Here is a 19,803-nt window from a genome sequence, read left to right on the forward strand (position 1 = left end):
GGCTCGCTCCCACAGGGGAATGCATTTCAACTGTGGGAGCGAGCCTGCTCGCGAAAGCGGTCTATCTGGCGCCACTGCACTTTCTGGAAACACCCCATGCCCAACATCTTCCTGGTCGAAGACGACACCGCCCTAGCCGAACTGATCGCCAGTTACCTGGAACGCAACGGCTACTCCGTCAGCGTGATCGGTCGTGGCGACCAGGTGCGCGAACGGGCCCGGGTCAGTCCGCCGGACCTGGTGATCCTCGACCTGATGCTGCCCGGCCTCGACGGCTTGCAGGTTTGTCGCCTGCTGCGCGCCGATTCGGCGACGCTGCCGATCCTGATGCTCACCGCCCGTGACGACAGCCATGACCAGGTGCTGGGCCTGGAAATGGGCGCCGACGACTACGTCACCAAACCCTGCGAACCCCGGGTGCTGCTGGCCCGGGTGCGCACCTTGCTGCGCCGCAGCAGCCTCAGCGAACCGCAGACCGCCAACGACCGCATCCTCATGGGCAACCTGTGCATCGACCTGTCCGAGCGCACCGTGACCTGGCGCGATCAACCGGTGGAGCTGTCCAGTGGCGAGTACAACCTGTTGGTAGTGCTGGCCCGGCATGCCGGCGAAGTGCTGAGCCGCGACCAGATCCTGCAGCGCCTGCGCGGCATCGAGTTCAATGGCACCGATCGCTCGGTGGACGTGGCGATCTCCAAGCTGCGGCGCAAGTTCGACGACAACGCCGGCGAGGCGCGCAAGATCAAGACCGTGTGGGGCAAGGGCTATCTGTTCAGCCGTTCCGAGTGGGAATACTGAGGCCATGTTCAGACTCCTGTTTCGCCTGTACCTGGTGACGATCATTTCGTACAGCGCAGCGATCTACCTGGTGCCGGACCTGGTGATCAAGGTTTTCCACGAGCGTTTCCTGACCTACAACCTCGATTACTCCCGGGGACTGCAAACCCTGATCGTCAAACAGTTCAAGGCCGTCCCCACCGAACAGTGGCCGGCGCTGGCGGCGGAAATGGACAAGGATTTCCATCCGCTGCACATCGTGCTCAGCGCCAACGACGATCATGCGTTTTCCCTTGATGAACAGCAGCGATTGCAGCGTGGCGAGAACGTCGTGCGCATCGGTGACTGGGGCTGGCGCACCCTGGCGGTGGCGCCGCTGAACGAGCACGCGGTGGTGCAAATGGTGGTGCCGCCGGACCCGATGGACGTCAGCCTGCTGTACTGGAGCATCAACGTGCTGATCGGCGCGACCATGCTCGCGTGCCTGTTGCTGTGGTTGCGCCCGCACTGGCGCGACCTGGAACGACTTAAAGGCACCGCCGAGCGCTTCGGCAAGGGCCACTTGAGCGAACGCACGCAGATTGCCCCCAGCTCCAACATCGGCAGCCTGGCCAACGTGTTCGACACCATGGCCGGCGATATCGAGAACCTGTTGAACCAGCAGCGCGATCTGCTCAATGCCGTGTCCCACGAACTGCGCACACCGCTGACGCGCCTGGATTTCGGCCTGGCCCTTGCCCTGTCCGACGACTTGCCAGCCGCCAGTCGCGAACGCCTGCAAGGCCTGGTGGATCACATTCGCGAACTCGATGAACTGGTGCTGGAACTGCTGTCCTACAGCCGCCTGCAAAACCCGGCGCGGGTGCCAGAACAGGTCGAGGTGTCGCTGGACGAATTCATCGACAGCATTCTGGGCAGCGTCGATGAAGAACAATCACCGGACATCGTCATCGACGTGCTGCTGCACGGCCAGCTCGAACGTTTCACCCTCGACCCGCGCCTGACCGCCCGCGCCTTGCAGAACCTGCTGCGCAACGCCATGCGTTACTGCGAAAAGCGCATTCAGATCGGCGTGAAGGTGTGCCCCAAAGGGTGTGAAATCTGGGTCGACGATGACGGCATCGGCATACCGGATGACGAGCGGGAGCGGATTTTCGAGCCATTCTACCGCCTGGACCGCAGCCGCGATCGTGCCACGGGCGGCTTCGGTCTGGGGCTGGCGATCAGTCGCCGGGCGCTGGAGGCTCAGGGGGGGACGCTCACGGTCGAAGCGTCACCGTTGGGCGGGGCGCGGTTCCGGTTGTGGTTGGCTACAAAGTTGTAAAGGTAACTTTTGATTCGACCGACGGTATTGATTCATACCGGAAAAGTGCACTGACCTGTTACTTCTGACAGTAGTCCGAGTTGTTTGCCAGTGGTTCACTACACCCACAGTGTTTGGTCATTCAACCAAAGAACACTGATCGACAGGGAGTGTACCGATGGACATCAACGCCCGGTTCGCGACGATCGCTTTGCAGTGTTCTGTGATAGCGATTTTCCTTTCAAGCCTTGGGGCCTGTGCCAATCGGGTCGATAGCATGCCGGTGCCGGTCTCCAATCCAAAAGCATCAGCCAACGCCGGGATTGCACCCTTACTCTCAGTCAGCGCCCCCGGATCGGAACGGTTTTTTGCGGTGGGCAGATTGCACGGGACCAAAGGCGAGGGGTGGAATTGCACCGCCACGCTGTTTGCCAGCAGCGAAACCCCGAACGACAACCAACGTGCAAGAATTTTGTCTGCCGGACATTGCGCGAGAATGACGGGTGACAATGAGGTTGTTATCGATCAACCCATGGGCGAAGGTTGGAAGTTCACCGCCAAATATTTTCATGACAACAAAGATGAGCACGTGCAGGTGCCGATCGAACGGATTGTGTATTCCACGATGAAATCGACTGATGTTGCGGTCATGGAACTTGGGGTGACTTATGGCTTTATGAAGTCGCTAGGAATAAAACCGCTGTTATTGGAGGAGTTGAAGACTACGGATAGCACGAACGAAGCGGTACACATACCAATGGGCTTATTCCCCGGAGGGTTTTTCCTTCGTCATTCGATCTGCCAGGCCCTGTCGCCTCAAGCCGTTTTCGAAGGGTTTCAACCCATTCGTGAAGATACACCCTGGTTTTTTCCGCAAGCCATACCTACCGATTGCATCGGAGTGTACGGGGGATCTTCAGGGGCCCCAGTCTTCGCGAAGGACGGCACCCGCGTGATCGGCGTATTGTCCACGGCCGTAACGCCCAACTTCAATGGCTGTGGATGGGGACGCCCTTGTGAAGTCAACGCAAACGGCGTCATCAGTCGTCCGGAAGCGGTTTATTTTGTTTCGGTTGGCTCCATCCTCAAGGCGCTTGAAAGTGACAATACCCTTGATCTGAGCAAACTGGATCCTGGTACCGGGGTAGCCCTGGAGCGAACGGGGTCGTGGTCCACCCAAGCTCAAATCAAGGGTGAAGACGGCAATGTGCAACCTGCCAAATGGAACTTGAAGATTAACGATGGTTTTGAGTTCATTCGCTACAAAACTGGTCCCGCCTACTCAACTCGATGTGAACTGGCCAAAGGATATGGTGCGCCCTTGAGAGCGGCAGACCAGCCGCTTATCGAACTTCCCGTCGGTCCGGAGGAGGGGGTCAGGTCCATGTGCGTGATTGGTATCAAACCTGATGAAACTGCTTCGCAACCCATGCCATATGCCACGGTTAAATTGCGTGAAATTGATAACACTCCCCCTGTCCATGTACCCGAGATCGCAGTGCAGGAAAATGGCGATAGGTGGGGGGTGTTATTGCAGCTCACAGCGAATGAAAACGCGCGCGCCAACATCAAATACGGTCCGCAGTCCACGACAGAATGCGCAAATATGGACGGATACCAGGCATACGACGTTAGCTTCTATTTATCAAAGGATAGGCAGTGGCGTGTCTGCGCGTTTGGAGAAGACGAGGCGGGCAATCCGGGGCCCATCGTCAGCAAAGACATTTAAAGGTGAGTCTGGCTGCCGCCACGGAAGGCAGGCGTCAGCCTGATCATCAGGTGTTCAGCCGGGTGCGCAGCGCTTTGGCCATTTCTTCCAGATTCGCCATCGGATTACGCCCGATCAACATCCACGCATGCTCCAGGTCGGCCCAATAGACAATGTTCATCTCGTGTCGGCGTTCCCGGGCGAAATGCCGGTTGCCACCGTTGGAGCGCGTGACGCAAAGCGCCATCGGGCCATGAACGAGATCGAGGTAGCTGATCTGGGCGATCGGCACGCCGTCGTACTCGAGGATTTGTGCGCGTTTGAGTTCGGCACGGGGCAAGGCCAACTGCGCGGGCGCGAGGTTCAGGCCCAGGCGCGCATCGATGGTGCGCAGTTGCGAGCGTTGGGTGGCTTCGTCGCTGGGCAGGTGGTCGAGGGTTTCCGGCACGTAAAGCACCATGTAGTCCGCCACCAATTGGCGCCAGTTGCTTTTCTGCTGGCTGGTTTGCCAGCCGAGGAACAAACGGTCCGCCAGCACGCCGCTGAATACCAACCCCGCGGCCGCCGCGAGGAACCAGCGGCGATTGAGTGCAGGCCGGGCTGGCGAGGGCAGGGTGTCGAGCATGGCTTGCAGGCGAATCACCGGCGCCTGGCGTCCCAGTTCGTCATAGGCCGCCTTGAACGGCAGGCTGCTGCGGTTCAACCATTGCAGGCGCAGGCCCAGCATCGGGTCTTCGGCGATGGCGTCGTCGATACGCTGGCGCTGTTCGCTGTCGAGTTGGTCGTCCAGATAAGCCACCAGTTGCTCATCCGGGATTCGCGCGTTCATCGACGTTCTCCGCTGGAGGGATTCGGCACGCAATGCAGGGGCGGGTATTCGGCGAGTTTGCCCCGGGCGGCGGCCAGGCGGCTCATCACGGTGCCGATGGGGACTTGCAGCACCTCGGCCACTTCGCGGTAGGACAATCCCTCGACGTAGGCCAGAAATACCGTTTCGCGCTGGGCTTCGGGCAACGCATCGACACGGCGGATGACTTGTGCCGCCAGGACATGGGTTTGCGCTGCGTACTCACCGTCGAACGACAACACTTCTTCGCCCTCTATCGTGCCTTGACCTTGACGCACCCGCCGGGCGCGCACTTCGTTGAGCCAGACCGAATGCAGAATGCTCATCAGCCAGCGGTCCATGCGCGTCCCCGACTCGAATTGCCCGGCCCGTTCCAGTGCCCGCACACAGGTGGCTTGCACCAGGTCTTCGGCGACATGTCTTTGCCTGGACAACAGCAGCCCGTAACGCCACAAACGCGCCAGGTGCTGACCCAATTCTGCCCGTATTGCCTGATCGCTGGCGATAACGGCCTCCGTTATTTCGGGGTATCAGGTTTTCGATGAGTCGTTGATGGCTTCAGCCAGGTCCTGGTATTCCTCGCAGGCGGTGCCGCCGCAAATCGATTTGATCTGTTGCAACTGCTCCTGGGCGAGATCCAGCCGACCCTTGATCACATAGGCTTCGCCCAGGTATTCGCGGACCTTGGCGTAGTGTGGATCGAGTTTGACCGATTGCAGGTAATAACTGATGCCTTCGTCGGTACGCCCCAGTTTACGCGTCGCGTAGCCACGATAGTTCAAGGCTTTGGCGGTATTGGGGTCTTTGAGCGTATCGAGCAGCGCCAAGGCCTCTTCGTAGCGCCCGTGCTTGGCCAGTTGATACGCGTAATCGGTGCGGTCGGCGTCCGGCACCAACTTGCTGGTCTGCACCACGCATTTGCGGGCCTTCTTGTCGAAGACCTGTCCTCTGGGGCACTGGGGTTTGGCGGGCGTCTCTTCCTCGCCGTTGGCCCATGCCTGTGAGCCGGCCAACACGACAGCGAATATCAGCGGTGCGGTGAAAATCGAAAAACGGCTATTCATGGGCATGCTCCACGGAAGTCGGCGGCCAGCAATCTATGAACACCACAGTGTGAACAATTATTCATTTTTTTGCGGCGTTCTGCTTAAGGAAAGCTCAAATCGACGGGTTATGCTCGTTGTCATCCATCATTGAACTGGAGATCCGCCATGAACGATCAGGTTCACCACGCCGCGGCCGCGGGTTACAAGACGGGCGCCGATACTTACGTACGCGGTCGCCCGGATTACCCGCCGCAGGTGGCCGATTGGTTGACGGGCACCCTTGGGCTGAACGCGCAGGCCGCCGTGGTCGACCTGGGAGCCGGTACCGGCAAATTCACGGGGCGTCTGGTGGCAACCGGCGCGCAGGTGATCGCCGTGGAGCCCGTGGCGCAGATGCTGGAAAAACTCTCCACGGCGTTTCCCGACGTGTTGGCCGTAAACGGCACCGCGACGGACCTGCCGCTTCCGGACGAATCGGTGGACGTGGTGGTCTGCGCCCAGGCGTTCCACTGGTTCGCGAGCAAGGACGCCCTCGACGAAATCGCCCGTGTGCTCAAGCCCGGCGGCCGGTTGGGGCTGGTGTGGAACCTGCGTGACACCCGCGTCGGTTGGGTGCCAAAACTGGATGCGATCGTCAACGCGCATGAAGGCGATACGCCGCGTTATTACACCGGTGCCTGGCGCACGGCCTTCCCGCACCCGGCGTTCGGGCCGTTACAGGGGCAGCGCTTCAGCCATGGCCACACCGGCTCGCCGGAAGATGTGATCTTCAATCGGGCGCGCTCGACCAGTTTCATTGCGGCGCTGCCGGAGGTTGAGCGGGCGAAGGTTGATGAGCAGATCCGGGCGATGATTGCGGGCGAGCCAGAGTTGAGGGGGCGGGAAGTGGTGACCGTGCCTTATGAGACGGCGGTGTTTGTGGCGGTGAAGGCCAGTTGAATCGACGGCGCGGCCTTCGCGAGCAGGCTCGCTCCCACAGGGGATTGCATTTCAAATGTGGGAGCGAGCCTGCTCGCGAAGGGGCCAGCCCAGACACCCGATGTCTAAGAGCAGTCCCGCATTTGGCCGAACCACGGCCTTACTGCAACCCATCCTGCCTTGTTATAGTCGGGCCTCTTTTTTGCCCGCTAAAAGGATCACCGGCATGTCTCAATACACCGCGTTCAGCGTCGAACTGGTCGATAAAATCGCTCATGTGCAGATCAATCGCCCGGAGAAAATCAACTCGATGAACGCCGCGTTCTGGAGCGAAATCGTCGAGATTTTCCAGTGGATCGACGACACCGACGAAGTGCGCGTGGTGGTGCTCAGCGGTGCCGGCAAGCATTTCTCCTCGGGCATCGACCTGATGATGCTGGCCAACGTAGCCAATGAGCTGGGCAAGGACGTCGGACGCAATGCGCGTCTGCTGCGCCGCAAGATCCTCAACCTGCAAGCCTCCTTCAACGCCGTCGACAACTGCCGCAAACCGGTGCTGGCGGCCATTCAGGGGTATTGCCTGGGCGGTGCCATCGACCTGATCGCTGCGTGCGACATGCGCTACGCGGCCGAAGATGCGCAGTTCTCGATCAAGGAAATCGACATCGGCATGGCCGCCGACGTTGGCACGCTGCAACGCTTGCCGCGAATCATTGGTGACGGCATGCTGCGTGAACTGGCTTACACTGGTCGCACCTTTGGCGCCGAAGAAGCCCGTGGCATGGGCCTGGTCAATCGCGTCTACAGCGACACCGCCAGCCTGCTCGATGGCGTCATGGGCATTGCCCGCGAGATCGCGAGCAAGTCACCGATCGCCGTCACCGGCACCAAGGAAATGATCAGCTACATGCGCGATCATCGCATCGACGACGGCCTGGAATACGTTGCCACCTGGAACGCCGCCATGCTGCAATCCACCGATTTGCGCGTGGCCATGGCCGCCCATATGAGCAAACAGAAACCCGAATTTCTGGATTGATTGAAAAATGACTTCACGCTGGACCACTGCAGTTCTGGACACCGATCAACCTGGCGGCTGGGCCGTGGCACGCAGCCCCGAAGGCTTTCTGTTCGATGACAATGGCGCGCTGTTCCCCCGTGAATGGCTCAAGCGCCAGGAACTGTCGGTGCTCGCCGAGCATGGCATCGGTCACCTCGACGGCGAGCCGGTGTACCTGCTGGAGTTGCGCAATCCCGGCGAAGTGCCGGGCTGCAACTGGAAAGGCTTGCGGGCGTTCATGCTCGAAGGCGATCACACGCTCTACAAGGTCCTGGGTTATGCCGCGCAGATCGGTACCTGGGCCCGTGAGCACCGCTTTTGCGGTAACTGCGGCCAGGCGATGATCCAGGTGCCGCGGGAGCGGGCGATGTACTGCCAGCCGTGCGATTTGCGCAGTTATCCGCGCATTTCGCCGAGCATGATCGTGCTGGTGACCCGTGGCGATGAAGTGCTGCTGGCACGCTCGCCGCGTTTCGTCACCGGGGTCTACAGCACGTTGGCGGGGTTTGCCGAACCTGGCGAATCGGCCGAGGATTGCCTGATTCGCGAGGTGCGTGAAGAAGTGCGGATCGAGGTGAAGAACATCCAATACATGGGCAGCCAGTGCTGGCCGTTCCCGCATTCGATGATGCTCGGCTTCCATGCCGAATACGCCGGTGGCGAGATCGTCTGCCAGGAAGACGAGATCGAAGACGCCCAGTGGTTCAACGTCCACGCGCTGCCGCCGTTGCCGGCGTCGCGCTCGATTGCCCGTTACCTGATCGACATCTATGTGGCGCGGCGTTTAGGCCACGCTGAACCAGTGTTGCCAGGCTAGCCGCACGGTCAGCCCCAGCACCACGGTGATGAACACCGGACGGATGAACTTCGCGCCGCCACTGATGGCGGTGCGAGCGCCGAAGAACGCCCCGACCATCACCGACAGGCCCATGCACAGGCCGATGATCCAGTCCACTTGCCCTGAAAATATGAATACCGACAGCGCCGCGATGTTGCTGACGAAGTTCATGCTGCGCGCCACGCCGCTGGCCTTGACCAGATCAATGGGGTAGAGCAGCAGGCTGCTGACGGTCCAGAACGCTCCGGTGCCGGGACCGGCCACGCCATCGTAGAAACCGAGGCTGAAGCCCTGGCTCGATTGCCACTTCTTCTTGATCGGCGCATCGCTGTCCAGCGGCGCTTTCGGTGTACCGCCAAACAGCAGGTAAAGTCCGCAGGCGAAGACGATCACCGGCAGCATCTTGTTCAGCCATTCGGCCGGCAGGTAATGCGCGACCACCGCACCGGTCAGCGCGCCGACCAGGGTGCCGACGATGGCGTGCATCCACTGTTTGGGGTGGAACAGCTTGCGACGGTAGAAGGTGAAGCTGGCGGTCGCCGAGCCGAAGGTCGAACTGAGTTTGTTGGTGCCCAGCACCAGATGGGGCGGAAGACCCGCCGTGAGCAACGCCGGGGTGGTCAACAGGCCACCACCGCCGGCAATGGCATCGATGAAACCGGCAATGAAAGCGACAAGGGCCAGAATGGCCAGGGTGGTGAGGTCAACGCTGAGTTCGAAAGGCATGGAATCGGCTTAATCGGCAGGGTGCAGCAAGGGGCTGCGGGGAAGGGCAGGTATCTTACCGATATCCACGATCTGCGGCGACCTGTGTGGCCTCTTCGCGAGCAGGCTCGCTCCCACATTGGTTAACGCACTTCCCCCCTGTGGGAGCGAGCCTGCTCGCGAAAGCGGTGCATCAGTCAACATGGATGTTGAATCTGACGGCCCCTTCGCGAGCAGGCTCGCTCCCACAGGTTGGACAGTGTGAAATTACAGGCCCAGGTCCGACAGCCCCGGATGATCATCCGGACGACGCCCCAGCGGCCAGTGGAACTTGCGGTCGCTTTCCTTGATCGGCATGTCGTTGATGCAGGCAAACCGGTTGGCCATCAAGCCGTTCTCGTCGAACTCCCAGTTTTCGTTGCCATAGGAACGGAACCAGTTGCCCGAATCGTCGTGCCATTCATAGGCATAGCGCACCGCGATGCGGTTATCGGTAAAGGCCCACAGTTCCTTGATCAGTCGATAGTCCAGTTCCTTGGCCCATTTACGGGTCAGGAAGCCCTTGGCTTCTTCACGGTTGTAGGCGAACTCGGCGCGGTTACGCCATTTGGTGTCCAGGGTGTAGGCCAGCGATACGCGTTCCGGATCGCGGGAGTTCCAGCCGTCTTCGGCCAGGCGGACTTTTTCGATAGCCGATTCACGGGTGAAGGGCGGCAATGGCGGACGAACTTCGGCGTTAGACATTTCAAGTCTCCGTAAAATTAAAGTTCAAGCTAGTTGAAGGGCTTGATTAAGTTATTACAGGTCCAATAACTTTCGCGCCATGCATTGCGCATTATCGGCGGCACTGTGATCACCCATTACAAGCGCCACGGTTATGGCGCCGTCAATCAGGATCAGCAGCTGTTTGGCCAGCAGTTGCGGATCCTCGGCGCCATGTTCGGTACACAGCTCGCACACGTAGTCGAGCAGTTTCTGTTTATGCTCTTTGGCAACCAGGCGAACCGGATCTTGCGGGTCGCCGGTTTCGCCGCTGGTGTTGATGAACGCACAGCCGCGAAAGCCTTCGGAAACGAACCAGGACTTGAGCACGGTGAACAGGTTGAGCAGGCGATCGGCCGGGGTTTCGGCCTGGTCGACTGCGCTTCTGTACCAGTGCATCCAGCGTTGGTCCCGGCGTTGCAAGGCCGCGACGGTGAGCTCCTCCTTGTTGGCGAAGTAGCGGTAGATGCTTTTTCTGGAGACGCCGGCGGTTTTCACCAGAAGATCCATGCCGGTGGCAGCGATGCCACTTTTGTAGATCAACTTTTCGGTGACATCCAGAATGATGTCGCGTGTGTCGTTGCTAGTAATGTCGTTCATGTGGCTAACAGTAGAACGATCGTTCTCCTTGGTCAAGAAAATATTTTTTGTCAGTGAAATGGCCTTCGCGAGCAGGCTCGCTCCCACAGAGGGAATGCATGTCAAATGTGGGAGCGAGCCTGCTCGCGAAGAGGCCATTACAGACGCTGACAAGACCGAAGCCCATCCATGGTGTAAGCTCTCAAACTCTCTGGATTCGACCCGATTGCGAGCCCTATGCCGTTGCTTTTCAAACGTTCCCTGCTGCCCAAACTGCGCAGTTTTCCGCTGACCGCCGAAGCCGTCACCATCCTCTCTGGCGCTGCCGAGTTCCGTCGTTGCCTGCTGGAGAAAATCGCCAGCGCCACCCAGCGCATCTATATCGTCGCCCTGTACCTGCAACAGGATGAGGCCGGCCAGGAAATTCTCGATGCCTTGCACGCCGCCAAACTGGCGCGTCCGCAACTGGACGTGGTGGTGGTCGTTGACTGGCTGCGTGCCCAGCGCGGCCTGATCGGTGCCGGCAAGCAACCGGGCAACGCCGCCTGGTATCAGGAAATGACCCGCACCCATGAAAGCGTGGTGCCGGTGTACGGCGTCCCGGTGCAGACCCGCGAATTGTTCGGGGTGCTGCACCTGAAGGGCTTCGTGATCGATGACTGCGTGATCTACAGCGGTGCCAGCCTGAACAATGTGTATCTGCACAAGTTCGACAAATACCGCTACGACCGCTATCACCTGCTGCACAACCGTGACCTGGCCGATTCCATGCAGCACCTGGTCCAGCATGGCCTGGTGGCTTCCAAAGCAGTGCATCGCCTGGATCTGCCGAACCTGCCGACCACCCGCAGCCTGCGCAACGACATCGGCGACCTGCGCAGTCGCCTCAAGCATGCCGCCTACGACACCACGCAAGGCACCACGGACAGGGGCGGCCTGTCGGTCTGCCCATTGCTCGGCGTGGGCAAAAACAACCCGCTGAACCGGGCGATTTGCGAGCTGATCGCCAGCACCCAGCAGCAACTGACTATCTGCACGCCGTACTTCAACCTGCCGCTGGCGATTATCCGCGAAGTCAACCGGGCACTCGCCCGAGGCGTGAAGATCGACATCGTGGTCGGCGACAAGACCGCCAACGACTTCTACATCCCGCCGAGCGAACCGTTCAAGGTCATTTCGGCGCTGCCATATCTCTACGAAATCAGCCTGCGCCGCTTCGCCAAGCGCCATCAGCGCAACATCGACAGCGGCCAGTTGAACCTGCACCTGTGGAAGGACGGCGATCACACCTACCACCTCAAGGGCATGTGGATCGACAAGCGCTACACCTTGCTGACCGGCAACAACCTCAATCCGCGGGCGTTCCGCCTCGATCTGGAAAACGCCTTGCTGATCGACGATCCGAAAGGCGAACTGCTCGAGCCGCGTCGCAGGGAACTGAAAGAGATCTTCCAGCACACGACGCGCATAGAGCGGTATCAGGATCTGGAAACATTGCCGGAGTACCCTGCGGGTGTGGCGAAGTTTCTCAAGCGTGTGAGTCGGGTGCGGATCGAGCGGTTGCTCTACCGCATTTTGTAAGAAAGCATTCGCGAGCAGGCTCGCTCCCACAGTGGATTTGTGCTCGGCACATCACCCTTGTGGGAGCGAGCCTGCTCGCGAAGAGGCCCGCCAAAGCGCTACAAAAACTCAGTTCAAACCCAGCTTCCCACGCAAGGTCGACAAGTCCTCAGCCAGCGTATTGACCGGCCCGACCAGCGCCTTGCGGTCGTTTTCCTTCACTTTGTCATAGGTCTCGAAACCGCCGCCCGGTGTCTTGTACTTGGCCAGAATCGTGTTCACCGTGGCAAAGTTCTTGTCCACTTTGGCGACGAACGCCGCGTCCTGTTTCTCGATTTGCGGACGGAACAGGTCGACGATTTTCTTCGCGCCGTCGATGTTGCCCTGGAAGTCGTAGAGGTCGGTGTGGCTGTAGCGATCCTCTTCGCCGGAGATCTTGGTCGCAGCCACTTCTTCCAGCAGGGCCGCGGCACCGCCGACGACTTTTTCCGGCGGGAAGGTCAGGCCGGCGACGCGGGTTTGCAGGTCCTGGACGTCTTTGTCCAGGCCGTCCGCCAGTTCACCGAGTCCTTTGGTGCTGTTTTCCGAGAACAGCGAGTACTCGATGCGGTGGAAGCCGGTGAAGTCTTCAGCCTTCACGCCTTTTTCGTGGTCGTCCACACGGGAGTCGATGGATGCATCCAGGTCACTGAACAGCTCGGCAATCGGCTCGATCGACTCGTAGTACACCCGGGTCGGCGCGTAGAGTTTTTTCGCGGTGGCCAGGTCGCCTTTCTTCACCGCGTCGGTGAACTGCCGGGTGTGGCTGGCCAGCTCATCCAGTTGTTCGGTGACGTAGATCTTGTAGTCGGAAATCGGCTGCACCAACTCCAGCGGCGCCGTCGCCGCGAAAGCCGAAAGCGGGGTGTTGAGCAAGCCTAGGGTCAGCATGAGTGCCAGTGGCGACTTTTTCATGGAAGGGCTCCGTTGTGGATCAGGTTGTTGTTTTTGGTTGAGTAGCGTTGAGCAGTGAACGACCGAGAAAGTCCTGGGCGTCGACGACACCGGGCAAGGTGAAGAAGTACCCGCCGCCGACTGGCTTGAGGTATTCCTCCAGCGGTTCGCCGTTGAGCCTCGTTTGCACGGTGATGAAGCCTTTTTCCAGATCCGCCTGGTAGCAGATGAACAACAGGCCCATGTCCAGCTGACCGTTCTTGTTCACCCCGTTGGAGTAGTTGAACGGCCGGCGCAGGATCAAGTTGGCCTGGGTCGCGGCGGTGCGCGGGTTGGCCAGGCGGATGTGGGCGTCGAGTTTGGTCAACTTGCCTTGCGGATCCTTGGCGTAGTCGGGCACCTCGGTTTCATGGCTGCCGCCCATCGGTGCGCCGGTGCTTTTGACCCGGCCGAGAATGCTTTCCTGTTCCTGCAGGGGCGTGCGGTCCCAGCGCTCGACAAAATTACGGATGATCCGCACGGCCTGATAGCTGCCATGAGCGGCCCAGGCCGGTTCATCGCTGCCGGGCTGGACCCAGACGATGCGGTCCATGGCGTTGCCATCGTTGGAATTGGGGTTGGCCGAACCGTCGCGAAAACCGAGGAAGTTGCGTGCGCTTTGCGCGGGTACGCCGGGTTTCGCCGGGGCCTGGGGTGGCACGCTGCCTTCCTGTTTCCAGCGCACCAGCAGCAAGTCCGGCAGGTTTTTCACGATGTCGCGCAGGGCATGGATGTTGGTGTCGGCGGTGTTGGCGCAGAACTGCAGACTCAGGTCGCCGTGGCAGCAATCGGCCTCCAGCGCGTCATTGGGAAAGCCGACCATGCGGGTCAGGCGCTTGGGTTTGACGTCCGCCAGACTGAAACGCTCATCGAACAGAGAGGCACCCACCGAGACGGTGATGGTCAGGTTATCGGGCGTGACGATCGGGCCGAGAATCCCCGAATCCACCGGCGGCAGTTTCGGATCGACCTGGGGCACCGGGCCGCCTTTCATCAGAAACGCGATGCGCTCGTTGAGCGTGCGAAACAGTCGCTCCAGGTCTTCACGGTTACTGGCCAAGACATCAAATGCCACCAACATGCCCGACGCCGGGCGCGGGGTGACGATGCCGCTCTGGTGTTTGCCGTGGAAGTCGTGATGATCTTCGGTGCGGTCGCTGCTGGGAGCTTCGGTGACCTGTGCGGGGCTGGCCGCCATGGCCGGGCAGCTCAGCGCCGAACCGGCCAAGGCGACGCCGGCGGCGCCCATGCCCATCAATACACGACGGCGCTGGGGGTTGAATGACTCAGAATCGTTCATTTGAAACTCGTCTTCTGCTTACAGGCCGGAAAGGCCAAGGGCGGGATCGATACCATCGAGTGCAGCGGCCAACACCTTGGCCTTGCCGGCGATCTGTTGGCGTTGTTCGGTGCTGACGCTGTCGTAGCTGGCGTAACCGTCGTTGACCTTGAAACCCTTGAGCTCGGCATCGAACGCTGTGAGGGCGTGGTCGATCTTCGGCAACAGGTCGGCGGCGGACTTGGCCAGCAGCGGACGCAGCAGTTCGACGACCTTGTGCGCGGCGTCGAGGTTGCCGGCGAAACCGTTCAGGTCGGTGTGGCTGTAGCGTTCCTCCTCGCCGCTGCTGGCGCGAACGTCGGCGAGGCTGTTGAGGTTGCGCACCACGCTGCTCACCAGTTGCTCCGGCGGCAACGACTGGGCCAGCAGCTGTTGCTTGAGGCTGGCGGCATCCGCGAGCAGGCGCTGGGCGACCGGTGCCAGACCGTCGAGGTTGCGTTGCTGGAACAATGCGTATTCGAGTCGGTGGAAACCGGTGAAGGCCGGGTCCTGCTCGCGTTTTTCGAAGTAATCGGCGCGGGCGTTGATGGCGTTGTCCAGCTCGGCCAGGCGTTGCGCCGCCGGGGCCAGCCGCTGGTAAGCGACGCGGGCCGGCACGTACAACGCTTGTGCCTGGCCCAAGTCGCCGGTTTCGATGGCGTGATCGAGGGCGCTGACGGCGTTGATCAGGGCGGTGCCCTGGCTGCTCAGGTACACGCGAAATTCCGATAACGGCCCGACGAAGGCCACCATTGAGGGTTTGGCCCTGGCGGCCGCATCCGACGCTGCCGTCGGGGTGACGTGCAGGGTGCCGCGCGGGTTGCTCAACAGGCCGCAGGTGATCGCGTAATCGCCGGGCAACAGGTTGGCGTTGATTACCTGGCTCAGGCCGGGGGCGATGTTTTCCCGCTCTTCGACCACCAGCACGCCGTCGAGGATTTCCCATTCCACGGCGCGATCGGAACGGTTGACGATCCGAAAGCTGGCGCGGCCGGCCGGCACCGTCAGCGCATTGGGTTCGCAACTGTGCGGGTGAATGGTCACCAGCACTTCGTCATGGTTGGCCTGGCGCTTGGCTGCGGCCATTTTCGAGGCGTAATAGAAGAGGCCGCCGGCGGCGATCATCACGATCACCGAACCGGCCACCGCCCAGCGCAAGGCGCGGGGAGGGGAAGCCTGGGTTGGGGCTTGATTTGGCATGGTTGCCCTTACTGACTGGAAACTGGAATGTGCTGGCCCGTGACCCTGTAGGAGCGAGCTTGCTCGCGATGAACCCACAGACGCCGCGGGGTATCAGGCACTACGCGTTATCGTTGACGACCATCGCGAGCAGGCTCGCTCCTACAGGGAGTGGTGGTGTTGGGGGCAGGAGCCGGGAGAAAGAACATCACCAACGCCACCAGCAGATAAATCAGATAGGCGCCGAGGGTGCTGACGGTCGGAGCATCCTGGTAACCGAACATCCCGGCCAGCACCGAGCCCAGTGGGCCGTCCATCGGCAGTGTCGCGCTGATGTCGAAGAGTACGGTTTGCAGGTGATTCCACACGCCGGCCTCATGCAGCGCCTGTACCGAGTTGGCGAGGATGCCGGCGGCCACGACGAGGATGAACAGGCCGGTCCAGCGGAAAAACGCGCCGAGGTTCAGGCGCATGCTGCCGGTGTAGATCAGGAAGCCGATGACGATCGCCAGGATCAGGCCGAGCAGGGCGCCCATCGGTGCCGCCGGGCCTTCGCTTTGCTGGAATACCGCGAGCAGGAAGAACACCGTTTCCAGGCCTTCCCGGGCCACGGCGAAAAACACCATGGCGATCAGCGCGGTCACCTGATGCCTGGAACCGGTCAGCGCCTGATCGAGGGACGCCTGCAGCGAATGCTTGATCGAACGCGCCACCTTGCGCATCCAGAACACCATGGAACTGAGGATGCCGACCGCCACCAGGCCCACCACGCCTTCAAACAGTTCCTGTTGTTTCTGCGGAAACTCGGCGCTCACCCACTCCAGGCCGCCACCGACCAGCAGGGCAAGGGCGGCGGCGAGGAATACGCCGATCCAGACCGCCGGCATCCACTGGCCACGACCGGTCTGTTTGAGGTAGCTGGCGATGATGCCGACGATCAACGCGGCCTCGATGCCTTCGCGCAGCATGATCAGAAAGGGAACGAGCATTCAGCACCGTGTCACGAATAGATAGGGAGCTAAGTTGTAACATAATGACACTCATTCCCAAATGGCAATCATTGACATTTACCTGAACCTAAGCTGAACAACTCTGAATATCCCCCAAATCCCTGTGGGAGCGAGCCTGCTCGCGAAAGCGCAGTGTCAGTCACCCCTTTATCGAGCTCGGAGCCCTCTTCGCGAGCAGGCTCGCTCCCACAAGGATTGGCTTGCCCACCGGCATCTGCGATGAGGTTTCAGCTACTATGCCCACCACCCAAAACAAGATCAGGGCACACCTCGCTCAATGTCGGAAAAAGACACCATCTCCATTCAACTGGTGCGTGAAGCGCTGTTGCAGAGTTGCCCCCCGGGCGTCGCCACCGAAGAGGTGCTCGACAAAGTGGGCATCGATCCAGCCTTGCTGCACAGCAGCGTCGCCCGCGTACCGGCCACTGCCTATGCACGGCTCTGGCGGTTGCTGGCGCGGCGGGGGGACGATGAGTTTTTCGGCATGGACCCGCGCAAGCTCAAGTCCGGCAGTCTCGAGTTTCTTTGCCGCTGTGCCATGGTCCAGCCGAGCCTGGCGGCGGGGCTGGCCAGCGGGCTGGAGTTCCTTTCGCTGATGCTCGAACGCATGCCTGCCGAACTGGTTCGCCAGCAAAGCCTGGCGGAAATCGTGCTGGCGGAGGATGACCACGAGCCGCGCCGTGCTTTTACCTATTTCACCTACTGGATGATCGTGCACGGGGTTGCGTGCTGGCTGGCCGGGCGACGGATACCGATCCTGGCCATCGAATTGCGTTGCCCAAGGCCGGATTTCTGCGATGACTACCAGGTGATGTTTTCCGAGAACCTGCGTTTCGATCGGCCGCGCACGCGGATGATTTTCTCCGCCGATTGCCTGGACCTGCCGATCAAGCGCACTGCCGAAGAGCTCAAGCGCTTCCTGGCCCATGCGCCAGCGAACATTCTGGTGAAATATCGTGATCCAGAGAGCCTGGCCAGCCGGATCAAGCACGATCTGCGGCAGCTGCCCGCCCAGCAGTGGCCGGAAACCGAAGCCCTGGCGCAACGCTTGTGCATGTCGGCGTCGACCCTGCGCCGCCGACTGGCCGAGGAGGGTCAGACCTACCAGGGGCTAAAGGACAGCGTGCGCAAGGAGCTGGCGATTGTCTGGCTGGGGGAGCCGAGCATCAGCTTCGTCGAAATCGCTTCCCGATTGGGATTTGCCGATGCGAGTTCGTTCTACAAGGCGTTTCGCAAGTGGTCGGGGTCCAATCCGGGGCATTACCGCAGTTTGATCCTCAACGAAGCGACCTGATCCGGATTTTGTACTGAAGCAGCCGGCCCCTTCGCGAGCAGGCTCGCTCCCACAGGGGACTGCATTTCAATTGTGGGAGCGAGCCTGCTCGCGAAGAGGCCCTCACAGACGCTAAGTCTCTCGAAACCTTGGCCAAACCAGTCAAGCAACTTGATAACTTTGACCATTGCCCGTCACCCCGCGCGGAGCGAGTATTTCTCTGTTGGATAAGGTTCCCCAACCTAATAAAAAACATAGAGGGATTCTGGCAATGCGCGATTACTTGTCTGCTGTTTCACAGTTCAATTATCAGCACACCGTCGACGCCGCACTCGCAGGCGATCTGACTGCCCTCAACGCCTGTATCGAGTGTTGCGACCGGCATGCCTTGCCGGGGCGCATCGCGCTGTTCTGGGAAGGTCGTGATGGCACTAGCGCCACGTATACCTTCAGCGACCTGCAGGACAAGGCCGCGCGTTTCGCCAATTTCCTCTTGAGCCAGGGCGTGCAGAAGGGCGACAAGGTCGCCGGCCTGCTGCCACGCAACATCGAATTATTGATCACCGTGTTTGCCACCTGGCGCATCGGTGCGGTTTATCAGCCACTGTTTACGGCCTTCGGCCCGAAAGCCATCGAGCACCGCCTGGGCAGCTCGGGTGCCAAAGTGGTGGTCACCGATGCGGTCAACCGCTCAAAACTCGACGAAGTCGCCGATTGCCCGACCATCGTCACCGTCGCCGGCCCCAAAGGGCAGGGCATTGTGCGGGGCGACTACAGCTTCTGGGCCGAACTGGCCAACTATTCCAACGTCTGCGAACCGGTGCTGCTGACCGGCGAAGATCCGTTCCTGCTGATGTTCACCTCCGGCACCACCGGCCCGTCGAAAGCGCTGTCGGTGCCGCTCAAGGCCATCGTCGCGTTCGAGAGTTACACCCGCGACGCCGTGGATCTGCGTCCCGAAGACGCGTTCTGGAACGTGGCTGATCCGGGTTGGGCCTACGGCATCTATTTCGGCGTCACCGGCCCGATGGCCATGGGGCACCCGATCACCTTCTACGATGGCCCGTTCACCCTTGAAAGCACCTGCCGGGTGATCAACAAATACGGCATCACCAACCTCACCGGTTCACCGACTGCCTATCGCCTGTTGATTGCGGGCGGCGACGAGTTCGCCAAATCGATCAAAGGCAAACTGCGCATCGTCAGCAGCGCTGGCGAACCGTTGAACCCGGAAGTGATTCGCTGGTTTGCCGACAACCTGGGTGTGGTGATCCATGACCACTATGGCCAGACTGAACTGGGCATGGTCCTGTGCAACCACCATGGCCTGGAGCACCCGATCCACATGGGCGCCGCCGGTTTTGCCTCGCCCGGCCACCGCATTGTGGTGCTGGACGATGAATACAAGGAACTGGGTGTCGGTCAACCGGGCATCCTGGCCATCGACCGCACCCAGTCGCCGATGTGCTGGTTCGCCGGTTACGAAGGCGCGCCGACCAAGGCGTTCGTCGGCAACTACTACCTGAGCGGCGACACTGTCGAATGGAATCCGGACGGCAGCATCAGCTTCGTCGGTCGCAGTGACGACGTGATCACCACATCTGGCTACCGCGTCGGTCCGTTCGATGTGGAAAGTGCCCTGATCGAACACCCGGCGGTGGTGGAAGCGGCAGTGGTCGGCAAGCCCGATCCGGAGCGCACCGAACTGGTCAAGGCCTTCGTGGTGCTTGGCGCGCAATACCGCGCGGCGCCGGAACTGGCCGAAGAACTGCGCCAGCACGTGCGCAAGCGCCTGGCCGCACACTCGTACCCCCGTGAAATCGAATTTGTCAGTGAGTTGCCGAAAACCCCAAGCGGCAAATTGCAGCGCTTTATCTTGCGCAACCAGGAAATCGCCAAGGCTCAAGAGGCTGCGGCGAAGAACGTTTCAGCTTGAATCCAAGGAAAC

Annotated in this window: 19 protein-coding genes; 9 read left to right on the forward strand and 10 right to left on the reverse strand. The window is 60.7% G+C overall.

Features of this window, described 5'->3' with window-relative positions; translation table 11 throughout:
- The first annotated feature begins 96 nt into the window (after positions 1–96).
- From HNQ83_RS12430 to HNQ83_RS12440, 3 genes are all read left to right on the forward strand, one after another.
- Positions 97–798 (forward strand): response regulator transcription factor, encoded by a 702-nt coding sequence (locus tag HNQ83_RS12430; protein ID WP_175389225.1) that lies wholly within the window; start codon positions 97–99, stop codon positions 796–798.
- A gap of 4 nt (positions 799–802) precedes the next feature.
- Positions 803–2,101, forward strand: a complete 1,299-nt coding sequence (locus tag HNQ83_RS12435) for an ATP-binding protein (protein WP_175389226.1) — start codon at positions 803–805, stop codon at positions 2,099–2,101.
- Positions 2,102–2,258: 157 nt separating this feature from the next.
- On the forward strand, positions 2,259–3,809 hold the full coding sequence (locus HNQ83_RS12440) for a trypsin (RefSeq protein ID WP_175389227.1): 1,551 nt from the start codon (positions 2,259–2,261) through the stop codon (positions 3,807–3,809).
- 46 nt (positions 3,810–3,855) lie between these two features.
- Here HNQ83_RS12440 and HNQ83_RS12445 read toward each other — a convergent pair whose 3' ends face one another.
- The 3 genes from HNQ83_RS12445 to HNQ83_RS12455 are packed head-to-tail and all read right to left on the reverse strand — an operon-like array spanning position 3,856 to position 5,699.
- Positions 3,856–4,617 carry an anti-sigma factor gene (locus HNQ83_RS12445; RefSeq protein WP_175389228.1) on the reverse strand — a complete coding sequence of 254 codons (762 nt, stop codon included), beginning with the start codon at positions 4,615–4,617 and terminating at the stop codon, positions 3,856–3,858.
- On the reverse strand, positions 4,614–5,111 hold the full coding sequence (locus tag HNQ83_RS12450) for an RNA polymerase sigma factor (RefSeq protein WP_175389229.1): 498 nt from the start codon (positions 5,109–5,111) through the stop codon (positions 4,614–4,616). Before HNQ83_RS12450 ends, HNQ83_RS12445 begins: the two co-directional genes overlap by 4 nt.
- A 54-nt stretch (positions 5,112–5,165) precedes the next feature.
- Positions 5,166–5,699, reverse strand: coding sequence for a tetratricopeptide repeat protein (locus HNQ83_RS12455; RefSeq protein ID WP_175389230.1), 534 nt, complete (start codon positions 5,697–5,699; stop codon positions 5,166–5,168).
- Positions 5,700–5,846: 147 nt separating this feature from the next.
- Between HNQ83_RS12455 and HNQ83_RS12460 the strand changes: the two genes are divergently transcribed.
- The 3 genes from HNQ83_RS12460 (at position 5,847) to nudC (ending at position 8,476) form a co-directional block, all read left to right on the forward strand.
- Positions 5,847–6,620 (forward strand): class I SAM-dependent methyltransferase, encoded by a 774-nt coding sequence (locus HNQ83_RS12460; protein WP_175389231.1) that lies wholly within the window; start codon positions 5,847–5,849, stop codon positions 6,618–6,620.
- Positions 6,621–6,825: 205 nt separating this feature from the next.
- Positions 6,826–7,638, forward strand: coding sequence for a crotonase/enoyl-CoA hydratase family protein (locus HNQ83_RS12465; RefSeq protein WP_175389232.1), 813 nt, complete (start codon positions 6,826–6,828; stop codon positions 7,636–7,638).
- A 7-nt stretch (positions 7,639–7,645) separates the two neighbouring features.
- Positions 7,646–8,476: an NAD(+) diphosphatase gene (nudC, locus tag HNQ83_RS12470; RefSeq protein ID WP_175389233.1), complete on the forward strand. Its 831-nt coding sequence runs from the start codon at positions 7,646–7,648 to the stop codon at positions 8,474–8,476.
- Here nudC and HNQ83_RS12475 read toward each other — a convergent pair.
- The 3 genes from HNQ83_RS12475 to HNQ83_RS12485 all read right to left on the reverse strand — a co-directional run bounded on the left by HNQ83_RS12475 (position 8,444) and on the right by HNQ83_RS12485 (position 10,564).
- Positions 8,444–9,223: a TSUP family transporter gene (locus tag HNQ83_RS12475; RefSeq protein ID WP_175389234.1), complete on the reverse strand. Its 780-nt coding sequence runs from the start codon at positions 9,221–9,223 to the stop codon at positions 8,444–8,446. The two genes, nudC and HNQ83_RS12475, sit on opposite strands and share 33 nt — an antisense overlap.
- 246 nt (positions 9,224–9,469) lie before the next feature.
- A complete protein-coding gene (locus tag HNQ83_RS12480; RefSeq protein WP_175389235.1) occupies positions 9,470–9,946 on the reverse strand; it encodes a nuclear transport factor 2 family protein in 477 nt (158 codons plus the stop codon).
- Positions 9,947–10,000: 54 nt separating this feature from the next.
- On the reverse strand, positions 10,001–10,564 hold the full coding sequence (locus HNQ83_RS12485) for a TetR/AcrR family transcriptional regulator (protein WP_175389236.1): 564 nt from the start codon (positions 10,562–10,564) through the stop codon (positions 10,001–10,003).
- A gap of 216 nt (positions 10,565–10,780) precedes the next feature.
- Between HNQ83_RS12485 and pssA the strand changes: the two genes are divergently transcribed.
- Positions 10,781–12,124, forward strand: coding sequence for a CDP-diacylglycerol--serine O-phosphatidyltransferase (pssA, locus tag HNQ83_RS12490; protein WP_175389237.1), 1,344 nt, complete (start codon positions 10,781–10,783; stop codon positions 12,122–12,124).
- 108 nt (positions 12,125–12,232) lie between these two features.
- On the opposite strand, the gene efeO (HNQ83_RS12495) is transcribed toward pssA, so the two are convergent.
- The 4 genes from efeO (HNQ83_RS12495) to efeU form a co-directional block, all read right to left on the reverse strand.
- The gene (gene efeO / locus HNQ83_RS12495; RefSeq protein ID WP_175389238.1) at positions 12,233–13,057 is read right to left on the reverse strand and encodes an iron uptake system protein EfeO; all 825 of its coding nucleotides are present in this window, start codon (positions 13,055–13,057) and stop codon (positions 12,233–12,235) included.
- A gap of 19 nt (positions 13,058–13,076) precedes the next feature.
- Entirely contained in the window at positions 13,077–14,375 is a 1,299-nt protein-coding gene (gene efeB, locus HNQ83_RS12500) for an iron uptake transporter deferrochelatase/peroxidase subunit (protein WP_175389239.1), read from the reverse strand.
- Positions 14,376–14,393: 18 nt separating this feature from the next.
- Positions 14,394–15,593, reverse strand: coding sequence for an iron uptake system protein EfeO (efeO, locus tag HNQ83_RS12505; protein WP_175389240.1), 1,200 nt, complete (start codon positions 15,591–15,593; stop codon positions 14,394–14,396).
- Between the two features lie 107 nt (positions 15,594–15,700).
- Entirely contained in the window at positions 15,701–16,561 is an 861-nt protein-coding gene (gene efeU, locus HNQ83_RS12510; RefSeq protein ID WP_175389241.1) for an iron uptake transporter permease EfeU, read from the reverse strand.
- A 298-nt stretch (positions 16,562–16,859) separates the two neighbouring features.
- On the opposite strand from efeU, the gene HNQ83_RS12515 reads away from it, so the two are divergent.
- Together HNQ83_RS12515 and HNQ83_RS12520 are read left to right on the forward strand one after the other, a co-directional pair.
- The gene (locus HNQ83_RS12515; RefSeq protein ID WP_175389242.1) at positions 16,860–17,876 is read left to right on the forward strand and encodes an AraC family transcriptional regulator; all 1,017 of its coding nucleotides are present in this window, start codon (positions 16,860–16,862) and stop codon (positions 17,874–17,876) included.
- Between the two features lie 250 nt (positions 17,877–18,126).
- Positions 18,127–19,791 carry an AMP-binding protein gene (locus HNQ83_RS12520; RefSeq protein ID WP_175389243.1) on the forward strand — a complete coding sequence of 555 codons (1,665 nt, stop codon included), beginning with the start codon at positions 18,127–18,129 and terminating at the stop codon, positions 19,789–19,791.
- The last annotated feature ends 12 nt before the right edge of the window (positions 19,792–19,803 follow it).

The organism is Pseudomonas sp. C2B4, from assembly GCF_013359695.1.
Classification (GTDB): Bacteria; Pseudomonadota; Gammaproteobacteria; order Pseudomonadales; family Pseudomonadaceae; genus Aquipseudomonas.

What these genes read in the sequence shown, in the direction of transcription:
- HNQ83_RS12430 (WP_175389225.1), top strand. Translation starts at nt 97, where the DNA reads ATGCCCAACATCTTCCTGGTCGAAGACGACACCGCCCTAGCCGAACTG.
- HNQ83_RS12435 (WP_175389226.1), top strand. Translation starts at nt 803, where the DNA reads ATGTTCAGACTCCTGTTTCGCCTGTACCTGGTGACGATCATTTCGTAC.
- HNQ83_RS12440 (WP_175389227.1), top strand. Translation starts at nt 2,259, where the DNA reads ATGGACATCAACGCCCGGTTCGCGACGATCGCTTTGCAGTGTTCTGTG.
- HNQ83_RS12445 (WP_175389228.1), bottom strand. Translation starts at nt 4,617, where the DNA reads ATGAACGCGCGAATCCCGGATGAGCAACTGGTGGCTTATCTGGACGAC.
- HNQ83_RS12455 (WP_175389230.1), bottom strand. Translation starts at nt 5,699, where the DNA reads ATGAATAGCCGTTTTTCGATTTTCACCGCACCGCTGATATTCGCTGTC.
- HNQ83_RS12460 (WP_175389231.1), top strand. Translation starts at nt 5,847, where the DNA reads ATGAACGATCAGGTTCACCACGCCGCGGCCGCGGGTTACAAGACGGGC.
- HNQ83_RS12465 (WP_175389232.1), top strand. Translation starts at nt 6,826, where the DNA reads ATGTCTCAATACACCGCGTTCAGCGTCGAACTGGTCGATAAAATCGCT.
- nudC (WP_175389233.1), top strand. Translation starts at nt 7,646, where the DNA reads ATGACTTCACGCTGGACCACTGCAGTTCTGGACACCGATCAACCTGGC.
- HNQ83_RS12475 (WP_175389234.1), bottom strand. Translation starts at nt 9,223, where the DNA reads ATGCCTTTCGAACTCAGCGTTGACCTCACCACCCTGGCCATTCTGGCC.
- HNQ83_RS12480 (WP_175389235.1), bottom strand. Translation starts at nt 9,946, where the DNA reads ATGTCTAACGCCGAAGTTCGTCCGCCATTGCCGCCCTTCACCCGTGAA.
- HNQ83_RS12485 (WP_175389236.1), bottom strand. Translation starts at nt 10,564, where the DNA reads ATGAACGACATTACTAGCAACGACACACGCGACATCATTCTGGATGTC.
- pssA (WP_175389237.1), top strand. Translation starts at nt 10,781, where the DNA reads ATGCCGTTGCTTTTCAAACGTTCCCTGCTGCCCAAACTGCGCAGTTTT.
- efeO (WP_175389238.1), bottom strand. Translation starts at nt 13,057, where the DNA reads ATGAAAAAGTCGCCACTGGCACTCATGCTGACCCTAGGCTTGCTCAAC.
- efeB (WP_175389239.1), bottom strand. Translation starts at nt 14,375, where the DNA reads ATGAACGATTCTGAGTCATTCAACCCCCAGCGCCGTCGTGTATTGATG.
- efeO (WP_175389240.1), bottom strand. Translation starts at nt 15,593, where the DNA reads ATGCCAAATCAAGCCCCAACCCAGGCTTCCCCTCCCCGCGCCTTGCGC.
- efeU (WP_175389241.1), bottom strand. Translation starts at nt 16,561, where the DNA reads ATGCTCGTTCCCTTTCTGATCATGCTGCGCGAAGGCATCGAGGCCGCG.
- HNQ83_RS12515 (WP_175389242.1), top strand. Translation starts at nt 16,860, where the DNA reads ATGTCGGAAAAAGACACCATCTCCATTCAACTGGTGCGTGAAGCGCTG.
- HNQ83_RS12520 (WP_175389243.1), top strand. Translation starts at nt 18,127, where the DNA reads ATGCGCGATTACTTGTCTGCTGTTTCACAGTTCAATTATCAGCACACC.